Genomic DNA, 25,755 nt, shown 5'->3' with positions numbered 1-25,755 from the left:
ATGTTGCGCTTTCAACAACACGCGCCCGTTGTCGAATCCACAACAGCGTTGTACATTCGACAACATGCCCAACCTGGAGGCGCTGCTGTCGGTGGCGCTGGATCTCACGACGTCGCTGGGGGCCGAGGATCGCTACCGGCGCCTGCTGGAGGCGGTGCGGCAGATGGTGCCGTGCGATGCGGCGTGCCTGATGCGGTACGACGACGGCGTGCTGGTGCCGCTCGCGGCGCACGGGCTCGCGCCGGAGGCGCTGGGGCGCACGTTTTGCGCCCGGGCGCACCCGCGGCTCGACATCCTCTGCCATGCCGAGGCGCCGGTGCGGTTCCCGCCGGACACCGATCTTCCGGATCCCTTCGACGGGCTGCTCGCGTCGGACGCGACCTCGCTCGCGCACGTCCACGCCTGCCTCGGCTGCCCGCTGCGCGTCGAGGGCAAGCTCCTCGGGCTGCTCACCGCGGACGCCCTCGACCCGCGCGCCTTCGAGGGGGTCGATGAGACGACGCTCTCGTGGGTGGGCGCGCTGGCGGGCGCGGCGGTGCGCACGAGCCAGCTCATCGACGCGCTCGAGCACAGCGCCGAGCGGCTCGGCCTGGTCGCCGACGACCTGCGGCGGGCCGCGGAGCGCGAGCGGGGCGCCGGCCTGCTCGGGACGAGCCCGGCGATGCAGAGGCTGCGGGACGAGATCGCGCTCGTGGGGCCGTCGGATCTCACGGTGCTGATCACGGGAGAGACGGGCGCGGGCAAGGAGCTCGTGGCGCGCGCCGTCCACGCGGCGTCGGCGCGGCGGCGCGAGCCGCTGCTCCACGTGAACTGCGCGGCGCTGCCCGAGTCGGTGGCGGAGAGCGAGCTGTTCGGCCACGTGCGCGGGGCCTTCACCGGGGCGGAGCACAACCGGCCCGGCAAGCTCGAGGTCGCCGACAGGGGCACGCTGTTCCTCGACGAGATCGGCGAGCTGCCGCTGTCGATCCAGCCGAAGCTGCTGCGCGCGTTGCAGGAGGGCGAGGTGCAGCGGGTCGGCGCCGACAGGTCGCTGCGCGTCGACGTCCGCGTCATCGCGGCGACGAACCGCGAGATCGAGAGGGAGGTCGCGGAGGGGCGCTTCCGGGCCGACCTGTTCCACCGGCTCAACGTCTACCGCCTCGCCGTGCCGCCGCTGCGCGAGCGGAGGAGCGATATCCCGCTGCTCGCCGGGCATTTCTGCGACGCGGCGCGCGCCCGGCTCGGCCTCGGGCCGGTGCGCCTGACGCCGGCCGCGCGCGCGCTGCTGATGCGCAGCGCGTGGCCGGGGAACGTGCGCGAGCTGGAGAACACGCTGTTCCGGATGGTGCTGCAGGCGTCGCGGGGCGTCCCGCGCGGGGCGCCCGTGCTGCTCGAGCCGGACCACGTCGGCGCGGGCCTCCCCGGCGCGGCGGCGCCTGGGCGGGGCGGCGGCGCGGCGCAGGAGCAGGCGCCGCCCGCGCGGGCCGGCGGGGCGCAGGAGCAGGCGCCGCTCAACGAGCAGGTCGACGCCTTCCAGCGCGGCCTCATCCGGGAGGCCGTGGCGCGGCACGAGGGCAACTGGGCCGCCGCGGCGCGCTCGCTCGGGATGCACCGCAGCAACATGCACCACCTCGCGAAGCGGCTCGGGCTCCGCTGACGCGGCGCGCGGCGCGCGCGTCCGCCGTCGCGCCGGGGCCGCGAGGTGAGGTATCTTCGCGCGCGCGCCGCTCCCCTCCCCCGGCGCCGTCGACGGAGGCTCTCCCCATGTTCAAACGCATCGCGCACGTATGTCTCAACGTGAGAGATCTGCAGCGCTCGGTCGACTTCTACGGCAAGCTCGGGTTCACCACCAAGTTCCGCTTCACGCGCGAGGGCGCGCCCTTCGGGGCCTACCTGGAGATCGCCGACGGCAACTACGTCGAGATGTTCGAGGATCGCAACCTCGGCGAGGTGGTCAACACAGGCATCGCCCACTTCTGCCTCGAGACCGAGGACATGGACGCCGTGATGGCGACGCTGAGGAGCCGCGGAGTCCCCTTCACCGAGAAGAAGCTCGGCTGCGACAACACCTACCAGATCTGGCTCGCTGACCCCGACGGCAACAAGTTCGAGGTGCACCAGTACACGCCGACGAGCACGCAGCACACCGGCGGGGTGATCGAGGCGGACTGGTAGCCCCGGCGGGGCGGCCGCGCCGGGATCGCGGCGGGCCGTCGCGCCAGCGCCCGGGGGGCCGTGGGGCGAGCGCGCGGCCCGTGGCTGCTCACCTGGGACAGTCGAGGTTGATCACCGCGAGGTCGTAGTTCATCACGGCCTGCTCGGGGTCGATCAGGAGCTCGGCGTCGCGCGGGAGGTGGCGCGTCTTGCGGATGTCATCGCCCGCATACGCGCGGATGTCGTCGCGCGACCTCCAGTAGCTGATCACCATGAAGTGCGTCTCCGCGCCCACGGTCTCGCGCATCAACTGATAACCGAGGTTCCCCGGGATGGCGCGGAACTTGGGTAGCGCGCTGGAGATATAGGCCGTGTATTCGTCGGCCTTGTCGTTGCGCGTGCGGCCGTGCCACACGCGCGCGATGCGCGCGGCGCACGATGACGGCGCGGCCGCGGATGTCGAAGGGTTTACGGGAGGCGCCGTGGGCGCTGCGACGGGAGGCGCCGTGGGGGCCGCGGCGGGCTGCGCGGTGGCGGGCGCGACAGCGGGATCCGGGGTGGCTGGCGGCGCCTGCTCCATGCTGGAAGTGCAGCCGAGCAGGGCACACGCGGCGAGCAGCGCGACAAGGGCGAGAGGGACGCGGCGCGAGGTGCCGCTGGGCGCGCCCTCTGGTCGAGCGGTCTTGTTCATGGGCCGATCATGCACGAGAACGTCGCGGCCGGGCGACTCCTCATCGACACAAAATTGACACGGACCTCAGAAGCGCGGCAGCGGCATGGTGACGTCACCGCAGGAGAACCGGGTCGGAAACTGGTCCTCCGGGTAGCTGAAGATGAGCATCCGCGTGACGGTCTCGCCAGGCTTGAACTCCTCGACGTCAGGGGCCGGCCCGTGAATGAAGTAATCGTGGTCTATCACGCCCGGGAGCACCCGAGAGTCGCCGAGGTCCAGGTCGCACCGATCGTAGTTGAATTTTTGCGGAGCGCTTGAATCGTTACGCAACTCGATCCTCGCCCAGAGGAACCGCTCGTCGTCGGCGGGCACGTACCTCATCATGCCGCCCCAGCCGTAGTCGTTGGGGCCATCGGTCAGCTTCAGCAGCGCGATCGTCCAGCCGCCGCCGCGCCGCTCGATCCGCTGGTTGAGGAGCGTCGTCGAGCAAGCGGCCAGCAAAGGAAGCATGAGGAGCAAGAGGGCGCGACCGCGCGCCGCCGGGGTTGCGTCTCGCATACGAGCCATGCTGCCATGGGGCGTCGTCGGCCGTCCAGCCGCTCCACTGCGCAATGCGGGTGCACGCGCGGCCGTCTTCGAATAGAGTGCGCGCGATCTCGGGGCCTCGAACCGGAGACGGAAACATGCGATTGCCTTGCTTCGTCGGCCATTTTGCTCTCTTCGCCGCTCTGCTCCTCGGCCGGGAAGCAGGCGCGGTGGAGCCGATTCACCCGTCGTTCTCTGCTCCCGCGCTGGAGCAAGGGAGCGATCTCGAAGCGACGTACGATCTCAATGCCCTCGGCGTCGTCCGGAGGTCGTCGCCGTCGACCTGGTGGCGCCCCGTCCGGGGAAAGTACCGCTGGGCCATGTCGTATGAGGATTTCTTCACGCACCTCGGGCGGCCGGACCTGGCCGAGGAGCAGGACCGGCGACAGCTGATCAAGGGGACCCTCTTCTGGGGGAGCTTCGCGCTGACGCTGGGCGGTGGTTTCCTCTTCGTTCACGGGATGTACAGCTCGGGGTTCGGCGCGGAGGCGGCCATCGGCGCCGGCGTGGCGGCCGGCGGGTTCGCGGCGCAGGTGACCAGCAGGTTCATCCGCAGCCCCGTCGTGCCGGCGGACGAGGCGGAGGACATGGCGGCCCGGTACAACCAGGCGCTCGCGGGCTTCCTCGAGCTGTCCCCGGTCGAAGCCGGGGCAGCCGCGAGCGAGCCCGCGCGGCTGAAGCTCCAGCCCGTCGTGGGACACGGGTTCGGCGGGCTCACCCTCGTCGGCGCATTCTGAGCCGCCGCCCGTCTCATCACACAGCGCCCGGCGCTCCGCCGAACGCCGACAGGTTCTCGCGCACCCAAGTGCGCGCGTGGGGGCTCCTGGCCTGCACGCCGCGCCAGGCGCGTCTGCGCGCGTGACGACCGGCGAGGTCGGAGAGGATGCCGGCGAGCATCGCGAGCAGCTCGCCGCGGCGCTGCGCTCGTCGTTTCGCCGTGATGGTCCGCCGCCGACACGCTCGCCCATGCGGGCCATCGCCGCTCACATGAAACCTGGATCCATAGGAAAATTGTGATCCACGTTAGCACCAGGTTGGCGTAAAATCGCCCGCTGACGCGATGGACGAGCAGAAGACCGAGGCGCTCGAGGCGGAGGTGGACGCGTTGCGGAAGGAAGTGCAGCGCCTGCGCTCGCGCAACGCCGAGCTGGAAGAGGCCGGCCGCAGCCTCCCGGAGCGCGTGCTCGACGCGCTGCCCAGCCTCGTTTACGTGCTCGATCTCGATGAGCGGCGGTACATCTACTGGAACCGGGAGCTCGCCGAGCTCGCCGGAGGGCGCGACGGCGCGGCGGCGGGCCCGCCCCGCGCCGACGGCCTCTCCTCGATCGTCCATCCGGACGATATCGGTCGCATCGAGGAGTACCGGGCTCGCCTGGCCGCCTCGGAGGGCGGGGAGCAGGCGACGGTGGAGTACCGCGCGCGGGATCGCGACGGCGGCTTTCGCTGGTTCCTCGAGCGAGGCGTCGCGATCGGCCGCGATCTGGAGGGATCGGGGCGCCGGATGCTGGGATCGGCGCACGACATCACCGCGCGCAAGCATACGGAGCAGCTGCTCGAGAGGAGCGAGAGCCTGCTCCATGCTTTCCTCGAATACACGCCGTCGATGATGGTCGCGGTGGACGCCGCGGGCCGGCTCCTGCTCGTGAACCGCGAAATCGAGTCCTTTTACCGGATGAGCCGCGAGGAATTGCTCGGAAAGGTCGTCTACGACCTCCTCCCGCCGGCGGCGTCCGCCTCGATACGAAAGGCCAATGAAGAGACCGCGGCCTCCGGGCGGTCGGGGGCCTCCGAGCACGTGCTCGTCTATCCCGACGGTCCGCGCGACTACCTGTCGACCAAGTTCCCCATCCGCGACGCCGAGGGGAAGATCTACGCGGTCGGGACGGTCTCGGTAGACATCAGCCGGACCAAGCAGGCCGAGGCCGAGCGCGCGGAGATGCAGCGGCAGCTCATCGAGATGCAGCAGGCGACGATCCAGGAGCTCATCACGCCGCTCTTGCCCCTGGCGCGCGGCGTCGTCGCGATGCCCATCGTCGGAAGCGTCGACCCCGCGCGCGCCGAGCAGATCCTGACGACGCTGCTGGAAGGGATCGCCGCCCGGAAGGCCAAGATCGCGATCCTCGACATTACCGGGGTGAAGGACGTCGACGCGCGGGTGGCGCAGTCCCTCGTCGACGCGGCCCGGGCCGCGGGGCTGCTCGGTACCCGGGTCGTGCTCACCGGGATCAGGCCGCAGATCGCGCAGACGCTCACGACGATGGGCGCCGATCTGAGCGGCGTCGTGACCAAAGCGACCCTGGAGAGCGGCATCGCCTACGCGCTCGGACGCCGGAGCCGCTTTTGACCGAGCGCGCTCCCGCCGGGAGGCCGGGTGGTCGCGCGTGTGCACAAGTCCTCCACGGCGTCGGCGGAGCACGCGAACGCCGCGGGTGAGCGGTTCTCTGGCGGCCCTGACGGTGTACGATGTTGATGACATGCGTCCGCGCCCGTGACGGGCGTGCGGGGCGCTGTCGGTACAACGTGCGATGTAGCCCAGGAGGTTGTCGATGAAGCCTGGAGTGATGCCGTTTCGGGGCGCGATCGTGGTGACCATGGCCGTCAGCCTGATCGGAGGCGCGGCGCTGGCCCGCGGCGTGCCGATGCTGGAGGGGTACGATCCATTGCCGGGTCCCTCGCCGTGGGGGCCTGACGACGAGGCGGGCGCCTCCAACACGCAGACGCCCGCCAAGGTCCTCGAGGGCAGGGGCCTGATCAAGAAGGGCAAGGTCTATCGCCTGGGCCACGTCTACGAGCCGGAGATGGCGACGTTCCCCGGCAACCAGGGGCTCTCCGTGGAGCCCGGGCCGATCTCGCTGATCCAGCAGCAGGTCACGAACTCCGAGGTGATGCACGGGGAGTTCGGCCAGATGGGGACGCAGTTCGACGCGCTCGGCCATTTCGGTTACATCCCGCCCGGGAGCTCGGACCCGGCCGACGCGCTGTTCTACAACCAGTTCACGGGCGCCGAGGTCATCACCGAAGACGGGCTCGCGCACCTCGGCGTCGAGCACGTGAAGCCCCTCGTCACGCGCGGCGTGCTCCTCGACGTCAAGCGCCACGCGAACGGCGGGGAGACGCTCGCGTGGGGCCAGGAGATCACGCTGTCCATGGTGATGAAGACGCTGCGCGCGCAGAAGATGGACGCGGGCGACATCGGCGCCGGCGACGTCGTGCTGATCTTCACGGGCTGGGAGGAGAACTGGGAGCTCGGCACCGAGGGGTATTACACGCAGCCGGGCGTGGGGCTGGCCCAGCCGGGGATCGGGCTCGAGGTCGCGAAGTGGCTCTCCTCGAAGGGAATCGCCTGCGTCGGCTCGGACAACTTCGGCGTCGAGGTCAGCCCGCCGAAGCCTCCGGTCGCGCCGGGCGTGGTCTTCCCGGTGCACCATCACCTGCTGGTGAAGAGCGGAATCTTCATGCACGAGGCGATGGTGCTCTCGGAGCTGGCCGCGGATCTGGCCGCCGAGCTCGAGGAGCGACGGCACGGCCACAAGAGCCCGTACGAGTTCTTCTACGTCTACAGCCCGCTGCCCCTCCGGGGCGCGTCCGGATCGCCCGGGATCCCGCTCGCGATCCGGTGAGCGGATCGGCGGCGCCGCTGCCGGCGCCGCTGCCGCCATTTCCGAAGCGCTCGCCGACCGGAATTCCCGCTCGAGAATTTCGGGATTCACGAACGATTTGAAGCCCGCTTGCCAGATTGGATGATCTCGGTCTACCTCCTGTACATCTGGCGTAGCAGACAAATGCAGCTCATCGCTTATTTCCTTCAGGCAACTTTCCAGGCGCGGACCATTGCGCCTGGCCAGATCTACTTGTCTCTCGAACGAACAGGTATCATCGATGGCATGAGTCGGCAGCCTCTTCTGGGTGATGATGGTTTCGTCCGACGGTGGCCATGGAGGTCTCGGGCGCCGTTCGGCGCTGCCTCATCCCATCCAGGACGAATCCTGAGGTCACCCACGTTCGCCGCGAGCGCGGGCGCGCAGAGGTGCAGCGATCACCGCCCGTCGGGCGCGTTGCGCGCCCGGTAAGCGCGCTGCTGGCAGGCCCGTGAGCAGTAAGCCCGCGGCCGCCCCGTGGCAGGCTGGGCGATCTCGCCGCCGCACTGCGCGCACGTCGGCCGATCCTCACGCCGAGGGGTGCCGCCGGGAGTTTCGTCACGCTCACGCGCCCGAGCCCCCGTTTCGTCACAAGTTTCGTCACGGTGGCCGGAGCGCGCTCGGACGAGCGCCTCGATGCCCTCGAGCACGCGCTGCAGGCCGAACAGGAACACCTCCTCCGTGAAGGGGTGCTCGTCGAAGGCGCCCGAGCGCATCAACTTCGCCATCGTCGGGAGGCGCTCCGGGTCGAAGAGCTTGTCCCAGAAGTACTCGCGCTCGGACCACCACTGCTCGTCGGTGACGCCGGTCTCCCGCTCGGCCTCGGCCGCGTCCACCGTGAGCCTCGCCGCGCCGCGGACGTACCCGTCGACGAGGTGGACGGCGGCGATCACCTCGCGGTCGCTGAGGCCGATCCCGCAGACCGCGCGGAGCTCCGCGTCGTACGCCGCCATCCCGTTCGGCCCCATCACGGGGCGCACCGGCGTCACGTGCAAGAACCACGGGTGGCGGTGGTAGAGCGCCCAGTCCGCGAGCGCCGACGCCTCGAGCTTGGCCCGCCATCCCCCGGGGACGCCGTCGACCAGGGGTAGCTCCCCCGCGACGGTGTCCAGCATGAGATCCAGGAGCTCGGCCTTGCTCGGCACGTACCGGTAGAGCGACATCGTGGTGAACCCGAGCTTCCCGGCGACCCGCTGCATCGACAGCGCCGAGAGCCCCTCGCCGTCGGCGAGCTCGATCGCGGCCCGCACGATCTGATCGACGCTCAGGCCAGGCCTGGGCCCCCGGTTCGTCCGCTTCCTGGCCCCCCACATGAGCTCCAGGCTGCGCACGGCGTCGCCGCCGCCGCTGTACTCCGTCGCCGTTTTCCGACGCCTCGGCGGTTTGACAGCCATCCCTCGACTGCGTATACCACATACACAAATGTGTACGTTATACACATTTCAGGGAGGTCCGCTTGAAGCAGCACGACCCGACGCGATCGATTCGATCGATGCGAACGACGACCATGCCCCTCCACGCGCGCGGCCTCTCGGCCGTCGTGCCGCTCGCGCTCTCGCTCGGATGCGCGGTGCAGGAGCGGGAGCCGACGCCGGAGCCCACGTTCTGGCAGGACGTCGCGCCGATAACCACGTCCAGGTGCACCGCGTGTCATCAGGAGGGCGGGCTCGCGCCCTTCCGCCTGGACGACTACATCTCGGCGAAGGCGCGCGCCGGCGCGATCGACGACGCCGTGCAGGGCGGCCATATGCCCCCGTTCCTCGTGGCGCACGACGGCTCGTGCGGCGACTTCAAGGACGAGGCGACGCTCACCGCCGAGGAGCTCGACATCATCCATCGCTGGGCGACCGGGGCGCGCGCCGAGGGAGACCGCGCGGGCGCGCCGCCCGCCCCGCCCGTGCCCACGCTGGAGGGCGGGGTCGACTACGCGACGCCGCCGATCACCCCTGTGGTCGACCCCGCCAATCCCCTCGCGGCGCACGACGAGTGGCGGTGCTTCCAGGTGGACCCGGGCATCGAGGCGGACCGCTTCATCACCGGATATCAGGTGACTCCCGGGGTCCGGTCCATCGTTCATCACGTCACCGTCTTTCGGGTGACTCCCTCGGAGGCGTCGCTGGTGGAGGGCAAGACGAACCAGGATGTGATGACGGAGCTCGACGGCGCCTCGCCAGACCGACCCGGCTGGGAGTGCTTCGGCAGCCCGGCCGACGAGATGCCGTTCCAGCCGCTGTTCGCCTGGGCGCCCGGGCAGGACGTTGTCGAGTTCCCCGGCGGCACCGGGGCGCCGGTCGCCTCGAAGGACCATTTCGTCGTCCAGGTGCATTACAACCTGCATGACCACGCGGACGCCGCGGCCGAGGACTCGACGCGCATGCGGCTCCGCTATGAGGACACCGTGGAGCGGCGCGCCGTGTTCGTCGGGGACGACGGCTTCCTCACGACCCTCTTCGAGCCCGAGGGGCCGGACACGCTGCCGCCCGGGCAGCAGGACGCCGCCTATACGTGGCGCAGGACGCGGGCGGAGCTCGCGCTCGACCCGGCGCTGCCCCCGATCGAGGTGCTCGGCGTGATGCCGCACATGCACGAGCGCGGGCGCACCTTCGACCTGCGCGTGGCGTCGGGGGCGCAGGAGAGCTGCATCGCGCGCGTGGACGACTGGGACGTCCACTGGCAAAACGTGTACTGGTACCGCACGCCGCCGCTGCTCGACCCGGGCTCCTCGGTCGCGGTGACATGCACCTTCGACACGCGCGACGCCGAGGCCCCCGTGCTGCCAGGGTGGGGCACGCAGAACGAGATGTGCAACATGAACATCCTGGTCGCGCTGCCGATGACGCCGTGACGTCGTGACCGCCGCCTCGCCCGCGGTCCCCGCGGTCGCCCACGCTTGAGCGTGAGATCGATGACGCGTCTGACACGGCCTGGCATGACTCCGACGGAGCAGGCATCCTGGTTTGAACTCCCCCCGCGCCCCGTGTAGTGTCAGCCGGTGCGGATACTCGGCATCTGCGGGAGCCTTCAAGCGAGATCATCGAACCTGACGCTGCTCCACACGGCCAGAGCCATGGCCCCCGAAGGGGTCGAGCTCGTCCTGTACGACGGTATCCGCGAGCTGCCCCTCTTCAACCCGGATCTCGAGGCGAGCGGCGCGCCTCCGGCCGTCAGTGAGTGGCGGCGCGCCATCGCGGCGAGCGACGCGCTGCTGATCGCCTCGCCCGAGTACGGCCACAGCTTGCCGGGCGCCCTCAAGAACGCGATCGACTGGGTGATCGGCACCGGCGAGCTCGAGCGCAAGGTCGTCGGCGTCACGGCCGCGACGGTCAGCCCCGAGCGCGGGCGCCTCGGCTTGCAGGCGCTGCGAGGCACGCTCGGCGCCGTGAGCGCCAGGGTCGTCGGCGGCGAGCCCATCGCGCGGGGGCCGTCGTTCGAGCGCGAGCTCGCGGCGCTCCTCGGCGCCCTCATCGACGCCGCGCGCGCCGGGCCGACGAGCGAGCCGTGAACCCCTGAAGCAGACCGGAGCAACGATGTCCGCGCCGCCGCCCTGCCGCCGGCGAGGCCGAGCTCCCGGGGACGCCCGGCTGAGGCATTGATGGGACAGCGTCCCATGCAAGGCGAGGAGATTGGCGGGCTCATCGGTCGAGCCGCGCCGTGGACAGAGATCCGTGGACAGAGGAGGATCTCAATGCCAACTAGAGTCAATGGACAACGGAAGATCTGACCGCAGGTGGGCCCGGCACGGGGTCGCCCTGGTGCTCCTGGCCGGCGCGGGCGCGCCCGCCGCGTGCTCGCCCAAGCGCGCCGAGGTCACGACACCGCAGCCAGCGCCCACCGACAGGATCCTCACCGGCGCCGATGCGCTGGGCGACTGGAGCACGGACGCGCCGGGCGTCAAGCGCAAGATCACCGTCGCCGATCTCCCCCCGCCCAACGAGGAGGAATCGGTGACCAACAGGCCGAGCAAGGCAGATCGTCAACCGGGGATGTTCCCCAAAGTGCCATCGGGATTCGCCGTCACCGAGCTCGCCACAGGCCTGGAGGAGCCCCGCGTGGTGCAGGTGGCGCCCAACGGCGATGTGTTCGTGGCCGAGAGCGGCGCGGACCGGGTGGCGGTGCTCAGGGACACGGACGGCGACGGAAAGGCCGACGTTCGCAGCGTCTACGCCGAGGACCTCAAACGCCCCTTCGGCATCGCCTTCTATCCGACCGGCACCGACGCGCCGACGCACGTCTATGTGGCCAACACCGACAGCGTGGTGCGGTTCCCGTACAAGGCGGGGGACACCAAGGCCAGCGGGCCGGCCGAGCCGCTCGTCACCAATATCCCCTCGGGCAAGGAGGCGGTGGGCGGCGGCGGCCACTGGACCCGCGATATCGCCTTCAGCAAGGACAACCAGCGGATGTTCGTGTCCGTGGGCTCCCGCTCCAACGTCGACGACGACGAGGACGAGCACCGCCGCGCCTGCATCCTGGCCTTCACGCCCGACGGCAAGAGCGAGACGCTGTATGCGTCCGGCATCCGCAATCCGGTCGGCCTGGCCATCGAGCCGGCGACGGGCGCGCTCTGGACCAGCGTGAACGAACGCGACGAGCTGGGCGACAACCTGGTCCCCGATTACGTGACGCGCGTGCAAGAAGGCGGCTTCTACGGCTGGCCCTGGTACTACCTCGGCCCGCGCCAGGATCCGCGCCACGAGGGCAAGCACCCCGAGCTGAGAGACAAGGTGATCGTGCCCGACGTGCTGCTCCAGTCGCACTCGGCGTCCCTCGACCTCTGCTTCTACACGGGCCAGCAGTTCCCGGCCGACTACCAGGGCCACATCTTCGCCGCGGAGCACGGCTCGTGGAACCGCTCGCGGCGCACCGGATACAAGGTGATCCGCATCCCGGTCAAGGACGGCAAGGCGGCGGGCCATTACGAGGACTTCATGACCGGCTTCGTCACGAATACGGGCGACGTGTGGGGTCGTCCTGTCGGCGTCGCCGTGGCCAAGGACGGCGCGCTGCTGGTGACCGACGACCAGAGCAACACCGTGTGGCGCGTGGCCTACGGCAAGTGAGGCGCCCTCAGAACCGCCCGCGCACGCCCGCCGACAGGAGCCCGACCGTGAACTCGGCCCCCGCGCCGCCGGGAGCCTTCTCGGGCGGCGCCGGCGCGGCGGGCGCGCCCGAGAGCGTCGGCTCGTCGAAGGCGAAGAGCCGGAAGCCCACGGCGAACGCCGCGAACGACACGCCGCCCGCGATGGCCGCCGCCGCGCCGAGCCGGCCGCGCGCGTTCACGGCGGCGTTGTAGCGATCCCGCTCCGACGGCGTGAGCGAGCTCGCGTCCTGCCTGTCCCGCAGCTCCACCGCCTCGCCCTGGCGCGCGAAGGCGAGCCCCGCGAGCGCGCCGGTCGCGACGACGCCCGCCGCCCCGACGCCGAGCACCGCCCACGCCGCGATGCGCCGGGGCGTCATGCGGAGATCGGCGTCGAACCGGACCGTCTGCTCGCGCGCCACCCGGATCTCCTGCCGGTAAACCTGGTGCCCTGGCAGCGAGACCTCGACGACGTGCGCGCCCGGCTCCACCGCGATCGGGGCCGCCGTCGGCACCGTCGCCCGCTCCTGCCCGTCGACCGCGACCCGCGCGCCGCCCGTGCCGGTCACGTGCAGCTGCGCCGGCTTGGGTCGCAGCACGACGTGCGCCGGCATCAGCTCGCCAGAGACCGCGACCACCGTGAGCTCCTCCTCGTAATGCCCGGTCGCCTGCACGCGCACGCGGTGCGGGCCAGGGGCGACCGGCGCCACGAGCGGCGCCGGGACGAACGGCTGGCCATCGACCGACACCCGGGCGCCCTCGGCCCGCGAGGAAAGGAGCAGCCGCGTGCCGCCCGCCGGCGGGCTCGCGGCCGCGGCGTCACCGCGCCCGGCCGCGGAAGCCGCCCCTGGCGCGGCCCCCTCGACAGCGATCGCGACCCCCTCGCCGGCGAGGCGCGCCTCCAGCGGGACGAGCGCCTCCAGCGCGTCGACCGCCTCCTCGCGGCGCGCTGCCTTCGGATCGGCGCGCAGGTACTCGCGGTAGAGCGCGACCGCGCGGCGCAGCGCGTCCGGCGCCGCCTGCGTGAGGTACTGCCGCCGGAACGCCTGCGCCGCCGAGAAGAGCAGCGCCGGGCTCGGCACGAGCTCGTGCGCCTCCAGGAACGCCTCCGCGGCGACCTGGTACTGGCCCGCGTCGTACGCCTGCGCGCCGGCGTTGAAGAAGGCCTCGGCCCGCGCCGCCTGCTCGGGCGCGCGGCGCGCGTCGGCCAGGGCCGCGGCGGGCGCCGCGTGCGCCGCGGCGAGGGTCACGCAAGCCCAGAGGACCAGGGAACGAGCCGCCGCCCTCATTGCAGCACCGGCGCGCCGCGGAACACCTTCAGGAAGGCGGAGCTCATCGCCACGGCGAGATCGTCGACGCCATCGCCGTCGAAGTCGGCCGCGTCGAGGGCGACGAGATCGCTGGTGGCGTCCGGCGGCGGGCCCGGGAACGGGGCGCCGAGAGCGCGGAGCTGCCGCGCGCCGGCGTCGAGGTCGTACAGGTCGAGCCGCCCGGGCCCGGCCACGGCGACCTCGAGGGCGGCGTCGGCGTCGGCGTTGAGCAGCGCCACGGAGAGGCCCACGCAGGCATCGTCGCCGTCGCAGGGCGGCTCCGGCGCGGCGAGCTCCGCCTCGTCGAAGCCGCCGCCGGCGCGACCCCAGAAGGCGATGATCTTCCCGGTGTCCGCGCGGGCGAGGAGATCCTGCTGCCCGTCGCCGTCCAGATCCGCGACGAGCGGTCGCGGCGCGTACTTCGGCGGGCTCGCGCGCTCCACGACCGCCTTGAAGCGGTGCGCCGTCTGCTGCCGGAACCGCTCGACGAGCGTCCTGCCGTCCGCCCCGTAAACGGCGAGCTCGCCGTCGTCGAGCCACACGAGCTCGTCGCGGCCATCGCCATCCGTGTCGATCGGCGCGAGCACGCACGCTTCGCACGGCGGCGACCCCTCGCCGGGCCGGCCGGAAGCCGCGGGGGCGAGGTTGTCGCCCTCGGGCGAGCCCGTGATCAGCCAGAGCTGCGTGCCCTCCGGCGCAGGAGCGGGCCCGGAGGCGATGTGCTCCGTGATCGCGGCGAGGCTCTGCACCGCGCCGCCGCCGTCCCCCGCCGCGAACATCCCGCCCGCGACGCCCAGCAGGCGCACGGGCAGGATGGAGCTCGACGCGCCCCCGCCCGGAGGCGGATCCGGGGCCATGTCGCCGGGCACGGGGAAGTAGAAAGGCGCGCGGATGAGGCGCTCGCTGTCCCCCTCGATGAGCGCGAGCCCGGAGCCGGGCGCCCCCTCCATCCCGCGCGGGAGACCGCGCACGGCGACGAGCTGGGCGCCCGTCGTCCCCTCGATGACCCGCCCCGCGACGAGTCCGGCGGCCAGGTCGAGGCGGCCGTGCCCGGTCGGCGGGGACGGGGCGGAGAAGGCGTTGCCATAGGCGACGTCGAGGAGGGTCCACGGCTGCGGAGGCGACGGCCGCGCCTGCTGATCGAAGTAGGCGATGTCGTTCACCCGGTCGCCATCGACGTCAGCGACGGCGAGGTAGTGAGGCGGGCACCGCGTCGCGATGCGCTGCGGGTAAAAGGTGCCGTCCGACGCCCCGGTGTGGATCGCGATGTCGGGGAGCTGCGCCGCCGTCGCGACGATGTCGAGGTGACCGTCGGCGTTCACGTCCGCGGCGACCGCCTCACACCCTCCCTCGATGCGGCCGCAGACCGGCGACTGGAACAACGTCGCGTTCGAAGGGCAGTCCAGCGGCACGAGCTCGGGGCCCGGGCGGGAGGCGTCGAAATCGCCGGCGACGAAGATCCGGTCCAGGTCGGCGAGCGCTGCCTCGAGGTCCGCGTCGCCCAGCGAGAGGGCGCCGGTGCGCTGGTCGGGCACGCCGTCGGGCGGCGCGCTCGGCGTCGAGTGGAAGCGGCCCCCGCCGACGCCGTACGCGACATGGATCTCGCCGAGGTCGCCTCGAAAGGCGTTCACGATGAGGTCGAGCTGGCCGTCGCCGTTCTGGTCGTGCACGGCGATCGAGGCGTTGGCGCCGCGGATCATCGCGCCGCCGCCGAGCTGCACCTCGGGCAGGGCCGCGAGCTCGAACGAGCCCCCGGGGCCGCACACGGCGTGGATCCGGATCCGATCGTCGCACTTCCTCGCCACGATCACCTCGTCGCAGGCGTCGCTGCCGGCGGCGCCCTCGACGAGATCGGCGGCGACCACGGCGGCGATCTCGACGGGGTTCACCGCCTCCCCGGCGAGCGTCTGCGGCATCATTCCCGGGTCCGACATCACCGCGATTCGGCCTGGGCCGCCGCCGGACGGCGACGGGCAGCCGGCGCCGCCGCCGCTGCCCGCGCCGCCCATCGCCGCGGCGTCTCCAAGGAAGATCAGGGCGGCGTCGCGGCCGCGCAGCCGCACCGACAGGAGGCGCGCGGCCTCGCTGTCGAGGCGCGTGGTCGAGTAGAGCGTGGGCGTGATGGTGACGCTCTCGGAGGCGGAGTACACGAAGAGGCCGTTCGCCGCGTCGCCCCGGGCGGCGACCACGTCTCCCCGCCCGGGGACGACGAGGTCGAGCTGGCCGTCGCCGGTCATGTCGCGCAGCAGCGGCGCGGGCGAGGTCTCCTCCTCGGACGTGGCGCGGGCGATCCGCAGCGCCTGCTCCGCCTGCGCGCACAGGCCGGGCGCCTGGCCCGGAAACGCCGTGATCGTGGTGCCCTGGAGCGTCGTGTGCACGAGCTCGTCGCAGCCGTCGGCGTTGATGTCGCCGGTCGAGAGCTCCATCGCGTTGACCGTGCTGCGCGTCGCCAGCTCCTCGAACGCGCCGCTGGGGCGCCGGCAGACGCCGTCCGCGCCGCACCCGTAGCCGTCGGGGCACGCGAGCCCGTCGGCGCCGCAGAGGTACCGGCACTGGTGCGCGCTCCCGGGCGCGCCGCAGCCTTCCTGCCCGTCGCAGGCCTCGTCCGGCTCCTCGACGACGCGGTTGCCGCACACGTCCTCCTCGAGGAGCGAGAGGTTCGCGCAGCCCGCCGCCGCAAGCACGAGCGCGAGCGCGAGCGCGAGCGACCATCCGTGCGTTCGCTTCATGGTCAGGGTGCTCCGACGAAGCTGTCGAACGCCGGCTTCTCCAGGTCGGCGTGGTGCTTGCGCGGGCGGCTCGGCCGGGTGCCCGAGCCCGCGGCCGGCGCGGAGGAGGCGCTGGCCGTCGCGGCGGCCGGCGCCGCCTGCGCGAGCCCGCCGGCGGCCCCGCTGGCCTCGCCGGGCGCCTCCGCCTGGCCGGCCGGCACGCCGGCGGCGCCCGGGCCCGTGGCGGCCCCGCCGGGCGCCGGCGTGGCAGCACCGCCGGGCACCGGCGTGGCGGCACCGCCGGGCGCCGTGGCCGCTGGCGTGGCCGGGGGCGAGACGGCGTCACCGCCGGCGCGCGGCCACGCGAGCGCCACGGCCACCGCGCCGCCCAGCAGCAGCGCCGCGAGCACCGCGGCGCGGCGGGCCCCGGTCGCCGGCGCCCGGGCGGGCGCGGCGAGGGGGGCGTCAGGGAGCGGGGCGAGCGCCACGGTCCGGCCGACCTCGGCGGGCCCCGCCGCGCCCGACGCCGGGTCCGCGTCGCGCGGCGCCGCCGGCAGCATGGGCTCGGTGTGCCCCGCCGCCCCGCTGCCGCTCGCTCCAGGGCTGCGCAGCGTGCCGGAGGGGCCGGCGCGCCCGGGCTCGGCCTCGGCGTCTGGCGCGGCGACGGCGGCGGTCGCCACGTCGGCGGCGACGGCGGCGGTGGCCACATCGGCGGCGACGGCGGCGGTCGCCGCGTCGGCGGCGACGGCGGCGGTCGCCGCGTCGGCGCTGATGTGCCGCGGCCCGATGGACACGGCGCGGTCGCCGCTCCGGGGCCGCGACGCGTCCGCGCCGTCGAGCCCCCCGAGGCCGAGCTTGCGCACCTGCTCGACGAGCGCCTGCACCGCCGCGCCGGCCGACGGCGGCCGTTCCTGGGCGCGCTTCGCGAGCATCGCCAGCACCGGAGCGTCGAGCTCCGGCGGGAGATCCGCGCAGACGCTCGACGCCCGCGGCGGCTCGTTGAGGAGGTGCATCATCATCACGTCCATCGCCGAGTCGGCCTGGAAGAGCAGCGTCCCCGTGAGCATCTCGTGGGCGATCACGCCGAGGGCGTAGATGTCCGAGCGATGGTCCACGGCCTTTCCGCGGACCTGCTCGGGCGACATGTAGGCGGGCGTCCCGACCGCGACGCCCGTGGCCGTCTTGTGGGCGAGGGCCTCGTCCGCGAGCTTCGCCACGCCGAAGTCGAGCAGCTTGGGGAAGTAGCGGCCGCCCTTCTCGGTCGCGACGAAGATGTTCTCGGGCTTCAGATCGCGGTGCGTGATCCCCGCCGCGTGCGCGGCGTCGAGCGCGTCGGCGATGCCCTCGAGCAGAGACGCGGCGCGCCCCGGCGAGAGGCGCCCCTCGCGCCGGATCAGCGCGCCGAGGGTCAGCCCGTCGAGCAACTCCATCACGAAGTAGTGCCGCTCGTCGATGACGCCGAAGGAGAAGATGTCGATGATGTTGCGGTGGCGGATGCGGTTCACCGCGCGCGCCTCGCCGACGAAGCGCGACACGACGGTCGGATCGGACGCGAACCGCCGGTTCAGGACCTTGATCGCGACCCGCTTGCCGATGAGCGGGTGCTCCCCCGCGTAGACGTCGCCGAACGTCCCCGCGCCGAGCATCCGCTCGACGCGGTACTCGCCGATCATCGCGCCCGGCTGGAGCTCCAGGTCGTCGCCGGAGAAGGCCTCGTCCGGCAGCAGCGCGCCGCCGTGCTCCGGGCAGGTCGCCACGTTGTCCGGATAGGCTACGCGACACACGGAGCAGGTGGCCATCGACCGTCGCCCAGTCTAGGCGCCGTGGCCGGCGATGAACAGCGCAGCGGAGGAGCGCGCCTGCGGGTGTGCGCGCGCTCGCTGGTACGTGCTCCGGCGCGCGGGTGACGGAGGCCGCGAGGGCGCCCGAGCTCATCCGCGTCGCGGCGCAGGGGCGATCTGGCGTTCGAGGGGCGGCCGCCCACGCCAGCCCACGCTAGGCTGGCGCCGAGCGGCCCTGCTCGCGCCCGAGCCATGCGACCCTGCCTCTTGATCCTCGTCCGCCACGGTCGCACCGCCGGCAACGGGGCGGGTCCAGGGACCCCGATGAGCGGGTGGACCGACACGCCGCTCGACGCGCAGGGCAGGCAGGAGGCCGAGGCGCTGGGCCGCCGCCTCGCCGCGGGCCCGGCGTTCGACGCCGTGTACGCGAGCCCGCTCAGCCGCGCGCTCGAGACGGCGCGGATCGCGGCGGGCGTGTGGGGCCCGGTGCGCCCGCACGACGGCCTGCGCGAGATCTCCTGCGGCGACGTCGATGGCGCGCCGATCGAGGAGGTCAAGGCGCGCCACGCCGCCCTCTGGGAAGCGAACCTGCGCCAGGACGACGACGATTTTCGCTGGCCCGGCGGGGAGAGCTACCGCGAGCTCCGCGCCCGCTGTCTCGCGGCGATCCGCTCCATCGCCGCAGCGCACCCGGGGCAGCGCGTGCTCGTGGTCACGCACGCGGGCGTCATCGGCCAGATCCTCGGGGCGCTGCACGGCGTCCCGCCCGCCCGCTGGGAGCCGTTCCGGCCGGGCAACGCCAGCCTCACCTCGGTCTCGTGGCAGGGCGAGCGCGGCGTCTTGCTGCGCTTCGACGACCGCGAGCACGTCAGCGCCAGCACGCGTCGGCCCGGCGGATGACGCGCAGCCAGTCCGCCGCGTTCCGGGCCGCCGCCGCGCGCGCGTCGGACGCGGCGCCGGGCTGGCCGGCGCTGCTGTCGCTCGCGATCGAGAGGTGGTACCCGAGCGCGCCCGCGAGCGCGTTGGACGCGGCCGCGAACCAGTAGGCGTCGCGCAGCGGCCGGGTGAGCGCGGGGGCGAGGCCGCGCGCCGCGAGGTAGCCGGCGAGCAGCGTGTCGTGGCGGCGCCTCGCCTCCGGCTCCCAGTAGCCGAGGACCTGGAGCCACGAGCTCACGTCCTCGAGCGGCGAGCCGACCCGCGCGCGCGCCCAGTCGAGCAGCACCGGCTCGGCGACGCCGTCGCGCCGGCGGACCATGACGTTGCCCGGGTGCACGTCCCCGTGGATCACGGCGGTGCCGAGCGGCTGGAACGCGAGGAGCTGGCGGCGCATCGCGGGCAGCGCCGCGACCACCCGCCGCAGGGCGGGCATCGCCCGGGCGAGCGCGGGGACCTCGCCGCGGGGCAGCCGCTCGGCCAGCGACAGGGTGCCCCGCGCCGCGGCCAGGCTCTCTGCCTCGTAGTCCCACGCCGGCAGGGCGGCGCCCGGCGCCGTCTCCCCGTGGAAGCGCGCCAGCTGCTCGAGCACCCGGGCGGTGTGCGCGCTGTCGGTCCACGGCCAGGGGTGCGCCGGGACGATCCTCTCCAGGTAGAGCAGCCAGCGCCGGCGCCCGAGCCGCTGCGCTCCGAGCAGCTCGGGCGAGAAGCGCCGCGCGACGGACGTCGAGAGCCTCCGGTACACGGCCGCCTCCCGCGCGCCGTCGACGACCTTGGCCACCAGCGCGACGCGTCGCGGCCGCGCGCCGCCGCGCAATCGCGCGGTGATCAGCGCGACGTCCGAGCAGAGCCCACCCTGAAGCGGGCGGATGTCGATGACCGCGCCGCCGAGCGCAGCGCCGTGCCGCGCGACGAGGAACGCCGCCACCGCGGCGAGATCGAGGGTAACCCGCGTCATCCGTCACCTCCCCGATCCACGGTGCATCGCGGCCAGCTCACGTTCCACACTGCGCGTCGGATCGATCGCTCCTCCTTTCCGCTCCGCTTTGCAGCGACCGCTCAGGCGCCTCCGCAGCGGGGCCCCCGGCCGGTCCGCAGCCGTGCACCTCACCGTCTCCGCGGCAGCGCCCCCGGCCCGGCGCGCTCGTTCGCGCTGGATTCGATTGCCCGGATGAGTATTCTCCCGTGCGGGTGTCGGGGCCGTGGAGCGCCGCGACAGGTCATCACGGGACGGTCGGGCCGCCTTCCCCAAATGCGCGACGTCACTCGCGCCTGGTGGCCATTGAATCGACCCGACTCCCAGCTCGCCCCCGGAACCTGGGCCCCCGCGCGCCGCCTCGCCCAGCGCGTCCTCGGCCCGCTCGATCGCTTCCTCCACGTCGAGGCCGCCAGCGGGATCGTCCTCCTGATCGCGTCCGTCATCGCCCTCGCCTGGGCGAACTCGCCGTGGGGCGGCGCGTACGAGCACCTCTGGCACGTCCCGATCACGATCGGCGCCGGCTCGCTGGTGTTCACGCAGCCCCTCCACTTCTGGATCAACGAGGGGCTGATGACGATCTTCTTCTTCGTCGTCGGCCTGGAGATCCGGCGGGAGATCCACGAGGGAGAGCTCTCGGATCTCAAGCGCGCCGCGCTGCCGGTCGCCGCCGCGGCGGGCGGCATGACCGCGCCCGCGCTCCTCTACCTGTCGTTCAACTCATCGCCTGTCTCGCGGCACGGCTGGGGCGTCCCCACGGCGACGGACATCGCGTTCGCGGTGGGCGTGCTGGCCCTGCTCGGCAAGCGCGTGCCCCCTGCCCTGCGCGTGCTCCTGCTCGCGCTCGCGATCATCGACGATATCGGCGCGATCATCGTCATCGCGCTGTTCTACTCGTCGGGCGTCGCGTGGACCGGGCTGCTCATCGCCGGCGGCGGCGTGCTGGCCGTGCTCGTGCTCCAGCGGTTCGGCGTGCGCCGCCCCGGGGCCTACGTGGCCCCAGGCGCCGTGATCTGGTTGGGCATGCTCCGCGCCGGCGTCCACCCGACGATCGCCGGCGTCGTCATCGGGCTGCTGACGCCGGTGCGCTCCTGGTTCGGCAGCCACGGGTTCCTCAAGACGGCGCGCGGCGTGGTGGACGAGGTCGGCGCGCTCGCCGAGCGCGAGGGCCACAGGGCGGACGAGCTGCTGAGCCCCCTCCGGCGCATCAAGCAGGCCCAGCGCGAGGCGCTGGCGCCCGTCGTCCGGCTCCAGGCGGCGCTCCACCCGTGGGTCGCCTACGGCATCATGCCGCTGTTCGCCTTCGCGAACGCCGGCGTCCGCGTCGACGGCTCGTCGCTGGGCCACGCGGCCTCGGGGACGATCCTGCTCGGGGTCATGGTCGGGCTCGTCGCGGGCAAGCCGCTCGGCGTGTTCCTCGCGAGCTTCGCGATGGTGCGGCTCGGCGTCTGCGCCCTCCCGCGCGGCGTCGGCTGGCGGGGGATCGCCGTCGTCGGCTGCGTCGCGGGGATCGGCTTCACGATGGCGATCTTCATCGCGGGCCTCGCGTTCGACGACGCCGCGAAGCTCGCCGCGGCCAAGCTCGGCGTCCTGCTCGCCTCGGCCGTGGCGGCCGTGATCGGCCTCCTCGTCGGCCGGCTCGTGCTCTCGGGGGTGCCGACGCCCGGCGCGGCGCGGACGCTCCACGAGGCCGAGACGTCGACGGAGCGGTAGCCGCCGCGCGCGGGCGCTCGCGCGGCCTGTTCAGCGACCGCCCCCGTCCTTGCCCGCCTCCTCCGGCGCGCCGGCGTCGCCCGTCGCGGGCTCCGGCGGCGCGCACGGCGCCGTCGAGACGACCGCCCGCCACCGCGCGCCCTCGCGGACGTGGACCCGGTCCGTGCGCAGCGCCGGCAGCGCCCGCAGCGCCGCGCGAACCGCCCCGATGTCCTCCGCGTCCTGCTTCGGCTTCTCGCCGGGGTCCGCGGGCACCTCGACGCACCCGTGGAGCGCCTCCGCTTCGTCCACCCAGGCGAGCGCGGGCCCGGCTGCCTGGAGCCAGGGCCAGCCGCCCGCCGGCTCGGCGACGATCGGCTCCGGGGAGATGGCGCGGTCCTGCACCGCGACCTCCGCGCCGAGCTCCCGCGAGAGCGCGCGCCCCAGCAGATCGGACGCCGCGTCGCCGAGCGCGGGCCCGACGTGCACGACCTCCACGACGACCGGATCGTTCTCCGGGAACCGGAGCCGCCACGCGACGAGCGGCCCCGCCGCGTGCGGCCACGCGCCCGCGAGCGAGGCGGAGAGTTCCTGGCGGAGGAGCACGAGCTCGGGCTCCTTGCGCACCACGTCGATGGGCGCCGAGGTCGCCCGGACCGACGCCGCCACCTCCTCCAGCGCGCTCGCGTCGAGGACGGCGATCACATCCACCTTCGGAGGCATGCCCGCGACCGCGGCGATCTTGTCGCGCAGGTCCTGCTCGATCCGCTCGGCCTCGTCGGCTCGCCCGAGCGTCACCAGGCGCACCGCGACGGTGCCGTGGTCGACGGTGAGGCTCGAGCGCACCGTGCTCTGCGGCAGCGCGTCCAGCATGCGCTGGATCGCCCCGCGGACGCGGACCTCCCACGACACCCGCGCGAGCGCCTCGCGCAGCGGAAAGTACACGGCGCCGAGCAGCGCGAGCGGCATCATCACGCGAAAAATCCACCCGTGACGGAGCTCGAAGAAGACCTGGAGCACGCGCGCCACGCGGCGGATCGCCCCCGGCTTCTGCTTCGCGAGCTCGGCGTGCTCGAGCTCCGCGGTGCTGACGGCGCCGTAGCCGAGGAGCAGGAAGCAGAGGATCGCGAACAGGAGGATCGCGCAGAGGTTCGCCGTGAAGAGCAGCGCGGCGCCGCTCGCGATGCTCTTTACCCGCGTGCCGATCCCGTAGCCGACCACGCAGAGCGGCGGCACCAGCGCGATGCCGATCGCCGTCCCCGCGGCCGTCGAGGTCGTGTCCGAGCCGGGCCGCACCGTGGTGTAGGCCGCCGCGATCGCGCAGAAGATCGCGATGAGCAGGTCGAGCGCCGTCGGCGAGGTGCGCGCGGCGATCTCCGCCGTCACCTCGTGGAACGGCAGCATCAAGGTCAGCAGCGCGGCGCCCGTCACCACCGTGACGATGCTGAAGGCCACGCGCGAGAACGAGCGCAGCGCGAGGAAGGGCGAGCCGATCGCGAGGCCCATGCCGAGCTCGACGATGGGCCCCATGAGCGGCGAGATCAGCATCGCGCCGATGACCACCGCCCCGCTGCCGAGGACGAGCCCGAGCGCGGCGATGCCCATCGCGAGCAGGAGCTGGAGCCAGTAGCCGGCCGCCCCGCGGGCGCTCCGGTCGAGCATGCCCCGGACGATGGCCTCGCGGGCCTCGGGCGTGATGTCGAAGGCGGCCGCGATGCGGTCCTGGAAGGCCGCCCCCGCGGGCCGCACGTACGGCCCGTCGGCGGGCGGCTCACGGCCGGGATCCTGGTCCATGGAGGGCCTCACCACGCGCGTCGGCGCCGCGCGTTCCTCGGGGAGCGCGGGGCGCCGGTGGACATCGCCGCGCCGCGAGCGGAGGCGGCGCCGGTCCCCGCCGTCAGGCATGGATCGAGCGCAGGAGGCTGCGCACCGCGCCCGCGTCGGGCAGCCGGTAGGCGGCGCGGCTGTTGCTGTTCCCGACGTGGATGGTGCACGCCGACGCCGGGAGCGCCGCGAAGATGTCCTCGTCCGTGCGATCGTCGCCGATCGCGATCACCTCCGCCCGCGCCGGGACGTCGTCCAGGATGAGCGGCACGACCCGCCCCTTGTGGACGCCGCGCGGCCGGATCTCCAGGACCTTCGCGCCGCCGAGGAGCTCGAGGGCATCCAGGGAGACGCGCTCCGCGAGGCGCGCGCGCAGCTCGCGCACGTGCTCGGCGGCGAGCTCGGGCTGGGCGGTGCGGTAGTGCCACGCGAGGGTCACCGTCTTCTCCTCGATGAAGCTGCCCGGGGTGCGCCGGGTGAAGTCCTCGAGCACGGCCCGGACCTCGCCCTTCCAGGCGGCGGCGTCCGACTCCAGCGGGACCCAGTCGTCGCACGCCATGGGGCGCGACCAGAAGCCGTGCTCGGCGTGCAGGTGGAGCGGCAAAGCGCCGAACCAGCGCTCGATGTCGGCCCGCCGGCGGCCGCTCACGACGTGGACGCGGTCGCGCTGGGACAGCGCCCGGAGCAGCGCGAGGAGCTCCTCGTCGGGCGCCGCGAGGTCGGGCACCGGGGCGAACGGGACGAGCGTGCCGTCGTAGTCGAGGATCCAGACGCGCTGCGGCGCCAGCCGGACGCGCTCGACGACGCTCTCGGGCACGTCCCGGCGCGCGGCCATGCCGGCCGCCGCGGGCGCCGGCGCGGCGGCCCGGTCGAGGTCGTCCAGGAACGACTGCGCCCAGGTGTGCACGTCGTGCGTGGCCACGCGGCGCCGCAGCGCCGCCATCCGCAGCCGCTGCTCGGCCTGCGGCATCACGATCGCCTGCTTCACGGCCGCGGCGACCGAGCCGATGTCGTACGGGTTGACGGAGATCGCCTCCGAGAGCTCGGCCGCGGCCCCGGCGAACTCGCTGAGGATCAGGGCGCCGTCGTCGTCGATCCGCGCGGCCACGTACTCCTTCGCGACGAGGTTCATCCCGTCGCGGAGCGGGGTCACCAGCATCACGTCGGCGGCGAGGTAGAGGGCGATCACCTGCTCGAGCGGCAGCGAGCGGTGGATGTAGTGGATCGGCGTCGCGTGCGTCGTGCCGTGCTGCCCGTTGATGCGGCCGACCATCTCGTGCACGAGCCGCCGGAAGTCGGCGTACGCGCCGGCCATCTCCCGCGTGGGAACGGCGAGCTGGATGAACCGGACATCGTCGCGCAGCTCCGGCTCGCGCTCGAGGAACCGCTCGATCGCGAGCAGGCGGCGCGGGATCCCCTTCGTGTAGTCGAGGCGGTCGATCCCGAGCACGATCTTGCGGCCGCGCGCCTCGGCGCGGATCCGCGCCGCCTCCTCCCGGACGCCGGGGTGGGCCGCGAGCCGCTCGATCCCCGCGACGTCGACGCTGATCGGGTGGACCCCGAGCGCGACCCTGCGCCCGTCGTGCTCGATCGCCGCCTCGCCCGGATCCACGTCGAGCACGTGCGCGGCCGACGCGGCGAAGTTCCTGAGGTAGCCGGCGGTGTGGAAGCCGAGCAGGTCGGCGCCGAGCAGGCCCCGCACGATCTGCTCGCGCCACGGGAGGATGCGGAAGACCTCGGCGGACGGGAACGGGACGTGGAGGAAGAAGCCGATCCGCGCCCCAGGCAGGCGCTTCCGGAGGAGCGCCGGGAGGAGCATGAGCTGGTAGTCGTGCACCCAGATCGCGTCGCCCGGCGTGTACTGCTCGGCCACGGCGTCGGCGAAGCGCTCGTTGACGCGCTGGTACGCCTCCCAGTCGAGCTCCGCGTCCAGGTTCACCTTGTCGAGCAGGTAATGGAACAGCGGCCAGAGGACGCCGTTCGAGAAGCCGTCGTAGAAGCGGCTCTGCTCCGCGGCGCCGAGGTGCACGGGCACGGCGCGGATCCCGGCGAGCGCCGCGTCGGCGTCCTGCCGCTGCTCCGGCGAGAGGCCCGCGACGCTGCCCGGCCAGCCGATCCAGAGCGCGCACATCCGCTCGTGAGGGCCGCGCATCGCCGCGGCGAGGCCGCCCGAGGAGCGCGTCAGGCACAGCGCGCCGCGGTCGACCCGCACGCTGATCGGGAGACGGTTGGAGACGATGAGCAGTCGAGGCATGGAACTCCCCTCCTCTGCGGTGGCGCGGAACGCCCGCCGGCGCGCGGCCCGACCCCGCCGCCGGGCGCGCCGCGCTCGGACACAGGAGACGGCGGCGCGCCGCGAGGCGAGCTGCCGCGCGGCGCCGGACATGAAACAGCGCGACGCTGCCCGCGGCTCGCCGCGGGCAGG

At 73.3% G+C, this 25,755-nt stretch carries 19 protein-coding genes; 10 read left to right on the top strand and 9 right to left on the bottom strand.

Annotated features, from left to right (window positions below):
- Window positions 1-64 precede the first annotated feature (64 nt).
- Together norR and WME85_RS20150 are read left to right on the top strand one after the other, a co-directional pair.
- Window positions 65-1,636, top strand: a complete 1,572-nt coding sequence (norR, locus tag WME85_RS20155; protein ID WP_437840309.1) for a nitric oxide reductase transcriptional regulator NorR — start codon at window positions 65-67, stop codon at window positions 1,634-1,636.
- A gap of 107 nt (window positions 1,637-1,743) precedes the next feature.
- The gene (locus WME85_RS20150; protein ID WP_437840307.1) at window positions 1,744-2,154 is read left to right on the top strand and encodes a VOC family protein; all 411 of its coding nucleotides are present in this window, start codon (window positions 1,744-1,746) and stop codon (window positions 2,152-2,154) included.
- An 88-nt stretch (window positions 2,155-2,242) separates the two neighbouring features.
- On the opposite strand, the gene WME85_RS20145 is transcribed toward WME85_RS20150, so the two are convergent.
- Entirely contained in the window at window positions 2,243-2,824 is a 582-nt protein-coding gene (locus tag WME85_RS20145) for an antibiotic biosynthesis monooxygenase family protein (protein WP_437840305.1), read from the bottom strand.
- 66 nt (window positions 2,825-2,890) lie between these two features.
- Window positions 2,891-3,364 (bottom strand): hypothetical protein, encoded by a 474-nt coding sequence (locus WME85_RS20140; protein ID WP_437840304.1) that lies wholly within the window; start codon window positions 3,362-3,364, stop codon window positions 2,891-2,893.
- A 125-nt stretch (window positions 3,365-3,489) separates the two neighbouring features.
- Here WME85_RS20140 and WME85_RS20135 point away from each other — a divergent pair, with 125 nt between their 5' ends.
- From WME85_RS20135 to WME85_RS20125, 3 genes are all read left to right on the top strand, one after another.
- The gene (locus WME85_RS20135) at window positions 3,490-4,128 is read left to right on the top strand and encodes a hypothetical protein (RefSeq protein WP_437840303.1); all 639 of its coding nucleotides are present in this window, start codon (window positions 3,490-3,492) and stop codon (window positions 4,126-4,128) included.
- A gap of 323 nt (window positions 4,129-4,451) precedes the next feature.
- Window positions 4,452-5,735 carry a PAS domain-containing protein gene (locus WME85_RS20130; protein ID WP_437840301.1) on the top strand — a complete coding sequence of 428 codons (1,284 nt, stop codon included), beginning with the start codon at window positions 4,452-4,454 and terminating at the stop codon, window positions 5,733-5,735.
- A gap of 202 nt (window positions 5,736-5,937) precedes the next feature.
- Window positions 5,938-7,011 (top strand): cyclase family protein, encoded by a 1,074-nt coding sequence (locus tag WME85_RS20125; protein ID WP_437840300.1) that lies wholly within the window; start codon window positions 5,938-5,940, stop codon window positions 7,009-7,011.
- Window positions 7,012-7,427: 416 nt separating this feature from the next.
- Here the strand turns inward: WME85_RS20125 and WME85_RS20120 are convergent, their stop codons facing one another.
- The gene (locus WME85_RS20120; protein ID WP_437840298.1) at window positions 7,428-8,423 is read right to left on the bottom strand and encodes a TetR/AcrR family transcriptional regulator; all 996 of its coding nucleotides are present in this window, start codon (window positions 8,421-8,423) and stop codon (window positions 7,428-7,430) included.
- Between the two features lie 98 nt (window positions 8,424-8,521).
- Here WME85_RS20120 and WME85_RS20115 point away from each other — a divergent pair, with 98 nt between their 5' ends.
- From WME85_RS20115 to WME85_RS20105, 3 genes are all read left to right on the top strand, one after another.
- A complete protein-coding gene (locus WME85_RS20115) occupies window positions 8,522-9,874 on the top strand; it encodes a hypothetical protein (protein ID WP_437840297.1) in 1,353 nt (450 codons plus the stop codon).
- A gap of 147 nt (window positions 9,875-10,021) precedes the next feature.
- Window positions 10,022-10,531, top strand: a complete 510-nt coding sequence (locus WME85_RS20110) for an NADPH-dependent FMN reductase (RefSeq protein WP_437840295.1) — start codon at window positions 10,022-10,024, stop codon at window positions 10,529-10,531.
- A 199-nt stretch (window positions 10,532-10,730) separates the two neighbouring features.
- On the top strand, window positions 10,731-12,089 hold the full coding sequence (locus WME85_RS20105) for a PQQ-dependent sugar dehydrogenase (protein WP_437840294.1): 1,359 nt from the start codon (window positions 10,731-10,733) through the stop codon (window positions 12,087-12,089).
- Window positions 12,090-12,096: 7 nt separating this feature from the next.
- Here WME85_RS20105 and WME85_RS20100 read toward each other — a convergent pair whose 3' ends face one another.
- Genes WME85_RS20100 through WME85_RS20090 form a run of 3 tightly spaced genes read right to left on the bottom strand, consistent with a single transcriptional unit; the run spans window position 12,097 to window position 17,923 of the window.
- On the bottom strand, window positions 12,097-13,356 hold the full coding sequence (locus tag WME85_RS20100) for a PEGA domain-containing protein (protein WP_437840292.1): 1,260 nt from the start codon (window positions 13,354-13,356) through the stop codon (window positions 12,097-12,099).
- A gap of 35 nt (window positions 13,357-13,391) precedes the next feature.
- Window positions 13,392-16,145 carry an FG-GAP repeat domain-containing protein gene (locus tag WME85_RS20095; protein ID WP_437840290.1) on the bottom strand — a complete coding sequence of 918 codons (2,754 nt, stop codon included), beginning with the start codon at window positions 16,143-16,145 and terminating at the stop codon, window positions 13,392-13,394.
- 2 nt (window positions 16,146-16,147) lie between these two features.
- Window positions 16,148-17,923 carry a serine/threonine-protein kinase gene (locus WME85_RS20090; RefSeq protein WP_437840289.1) on the bottom strand — a complete coding sequence of 592 codons (1,776 nt, stop codon included), beginning with the start codon at window positions 17,921-17,923 and terminating at the stop codon, window positions 16,148-16,150.
- Window positions 17,924-18,157: 234 nt separating this feature from the next.
- On the opposite strand from WME85_RS20090, the gene WME85_RS20085 reads away from it, so the two are divergent.
- Window positions 18,158-18,805, top strand: coding sequence for a histidine phosphatase family protein (locus WME85_RS20085; RefSeq protein ID WP_437840287.1), 648 nt, complete (start codon window positions 18,158-18,160; stop codon window positions 18,803-18,805).
- On the opposite strand, the gene WME85_RS20080 is transcribed toward WME85_RS20085, so the two are convergent.
- Entirely contained in the window at window positions 18,774-19,796 is a 1,023-nt protein-coding gene (locus WME85_RS20080; RefSeq protein ID WP_437840286.1) for a phosphotransferase family protein, read from the bottom strand. The genes WME85_RS20085 and WME85_RS20080 overlap by 32 nt on opposite strands.
- 324 nt (window positions 19,797-20,120) lie before the next feature.
- Here WME85_RS20080 and nhaA point away from each other — a divergent pair, with 324 nt between their 5' ends.
- Complete coding sequence (gene nhaA, locus WME85_RS20075) at window positions 20,121-21,527, top strand: Na+/H+ antiporter NhaA (protein ID WP_437840284.1); 1,407 nt, start codon at window positions 20,121-20,123, stop codon at window positions 21,525-21,527.
- A gap of 30 nt (window positions 21,528-21,557) precedes the next feature.
- Here nhaA and WME85_RS20070 read toward each other — a convergent pair whose 3' ends face one another.
- Both WME85_RS20070 and WME85_RS20065 read right to left on the bottom strand, forming a co-directional pair.
- Window positions 21,558-23,300 carry a DUF389 domain-containing protein gene (locus tag WME85_RS20070; RefSeq protein WP_437840283.1) on the bottom strand — a complete coding sequence of 581 codons (1,743 nt, stop codon included), beginning with the start codon at window positions 23,298-23,300 and terminating at the stop codon, window positions 21,558-21,560.
- Between the two features lie 103 nt (window positions 23,301-23,403).
- Window positions 23,404-25,584, bottom strand: coding sequence for a bifunctional alpha,alpha-trehalose-phosphate synthase (UDP-forming)/trehalose-phosphatase (locus WME85_RS20065; protein WP_437840282.1), 2,181 nt, complete (start codon window positions 25,582-25,584; stop codon window positions 23,404-23,406).
- Window positions 25,585-25,755 lie beyond the last annotated feature (171 nt).

Source organism: Sorangium sp. So ce1153 (assembly GCF_051521595.1).
Lineage (GTDB): Bacteria > Myxococcota_A > Polyangia > Polyangiales > Polyangiaceae > Sorangium.
Note: the sequence above shows the minus strand (reverse complement) of the source record. Positions and strands in the feature narration are given on the sequence as shown.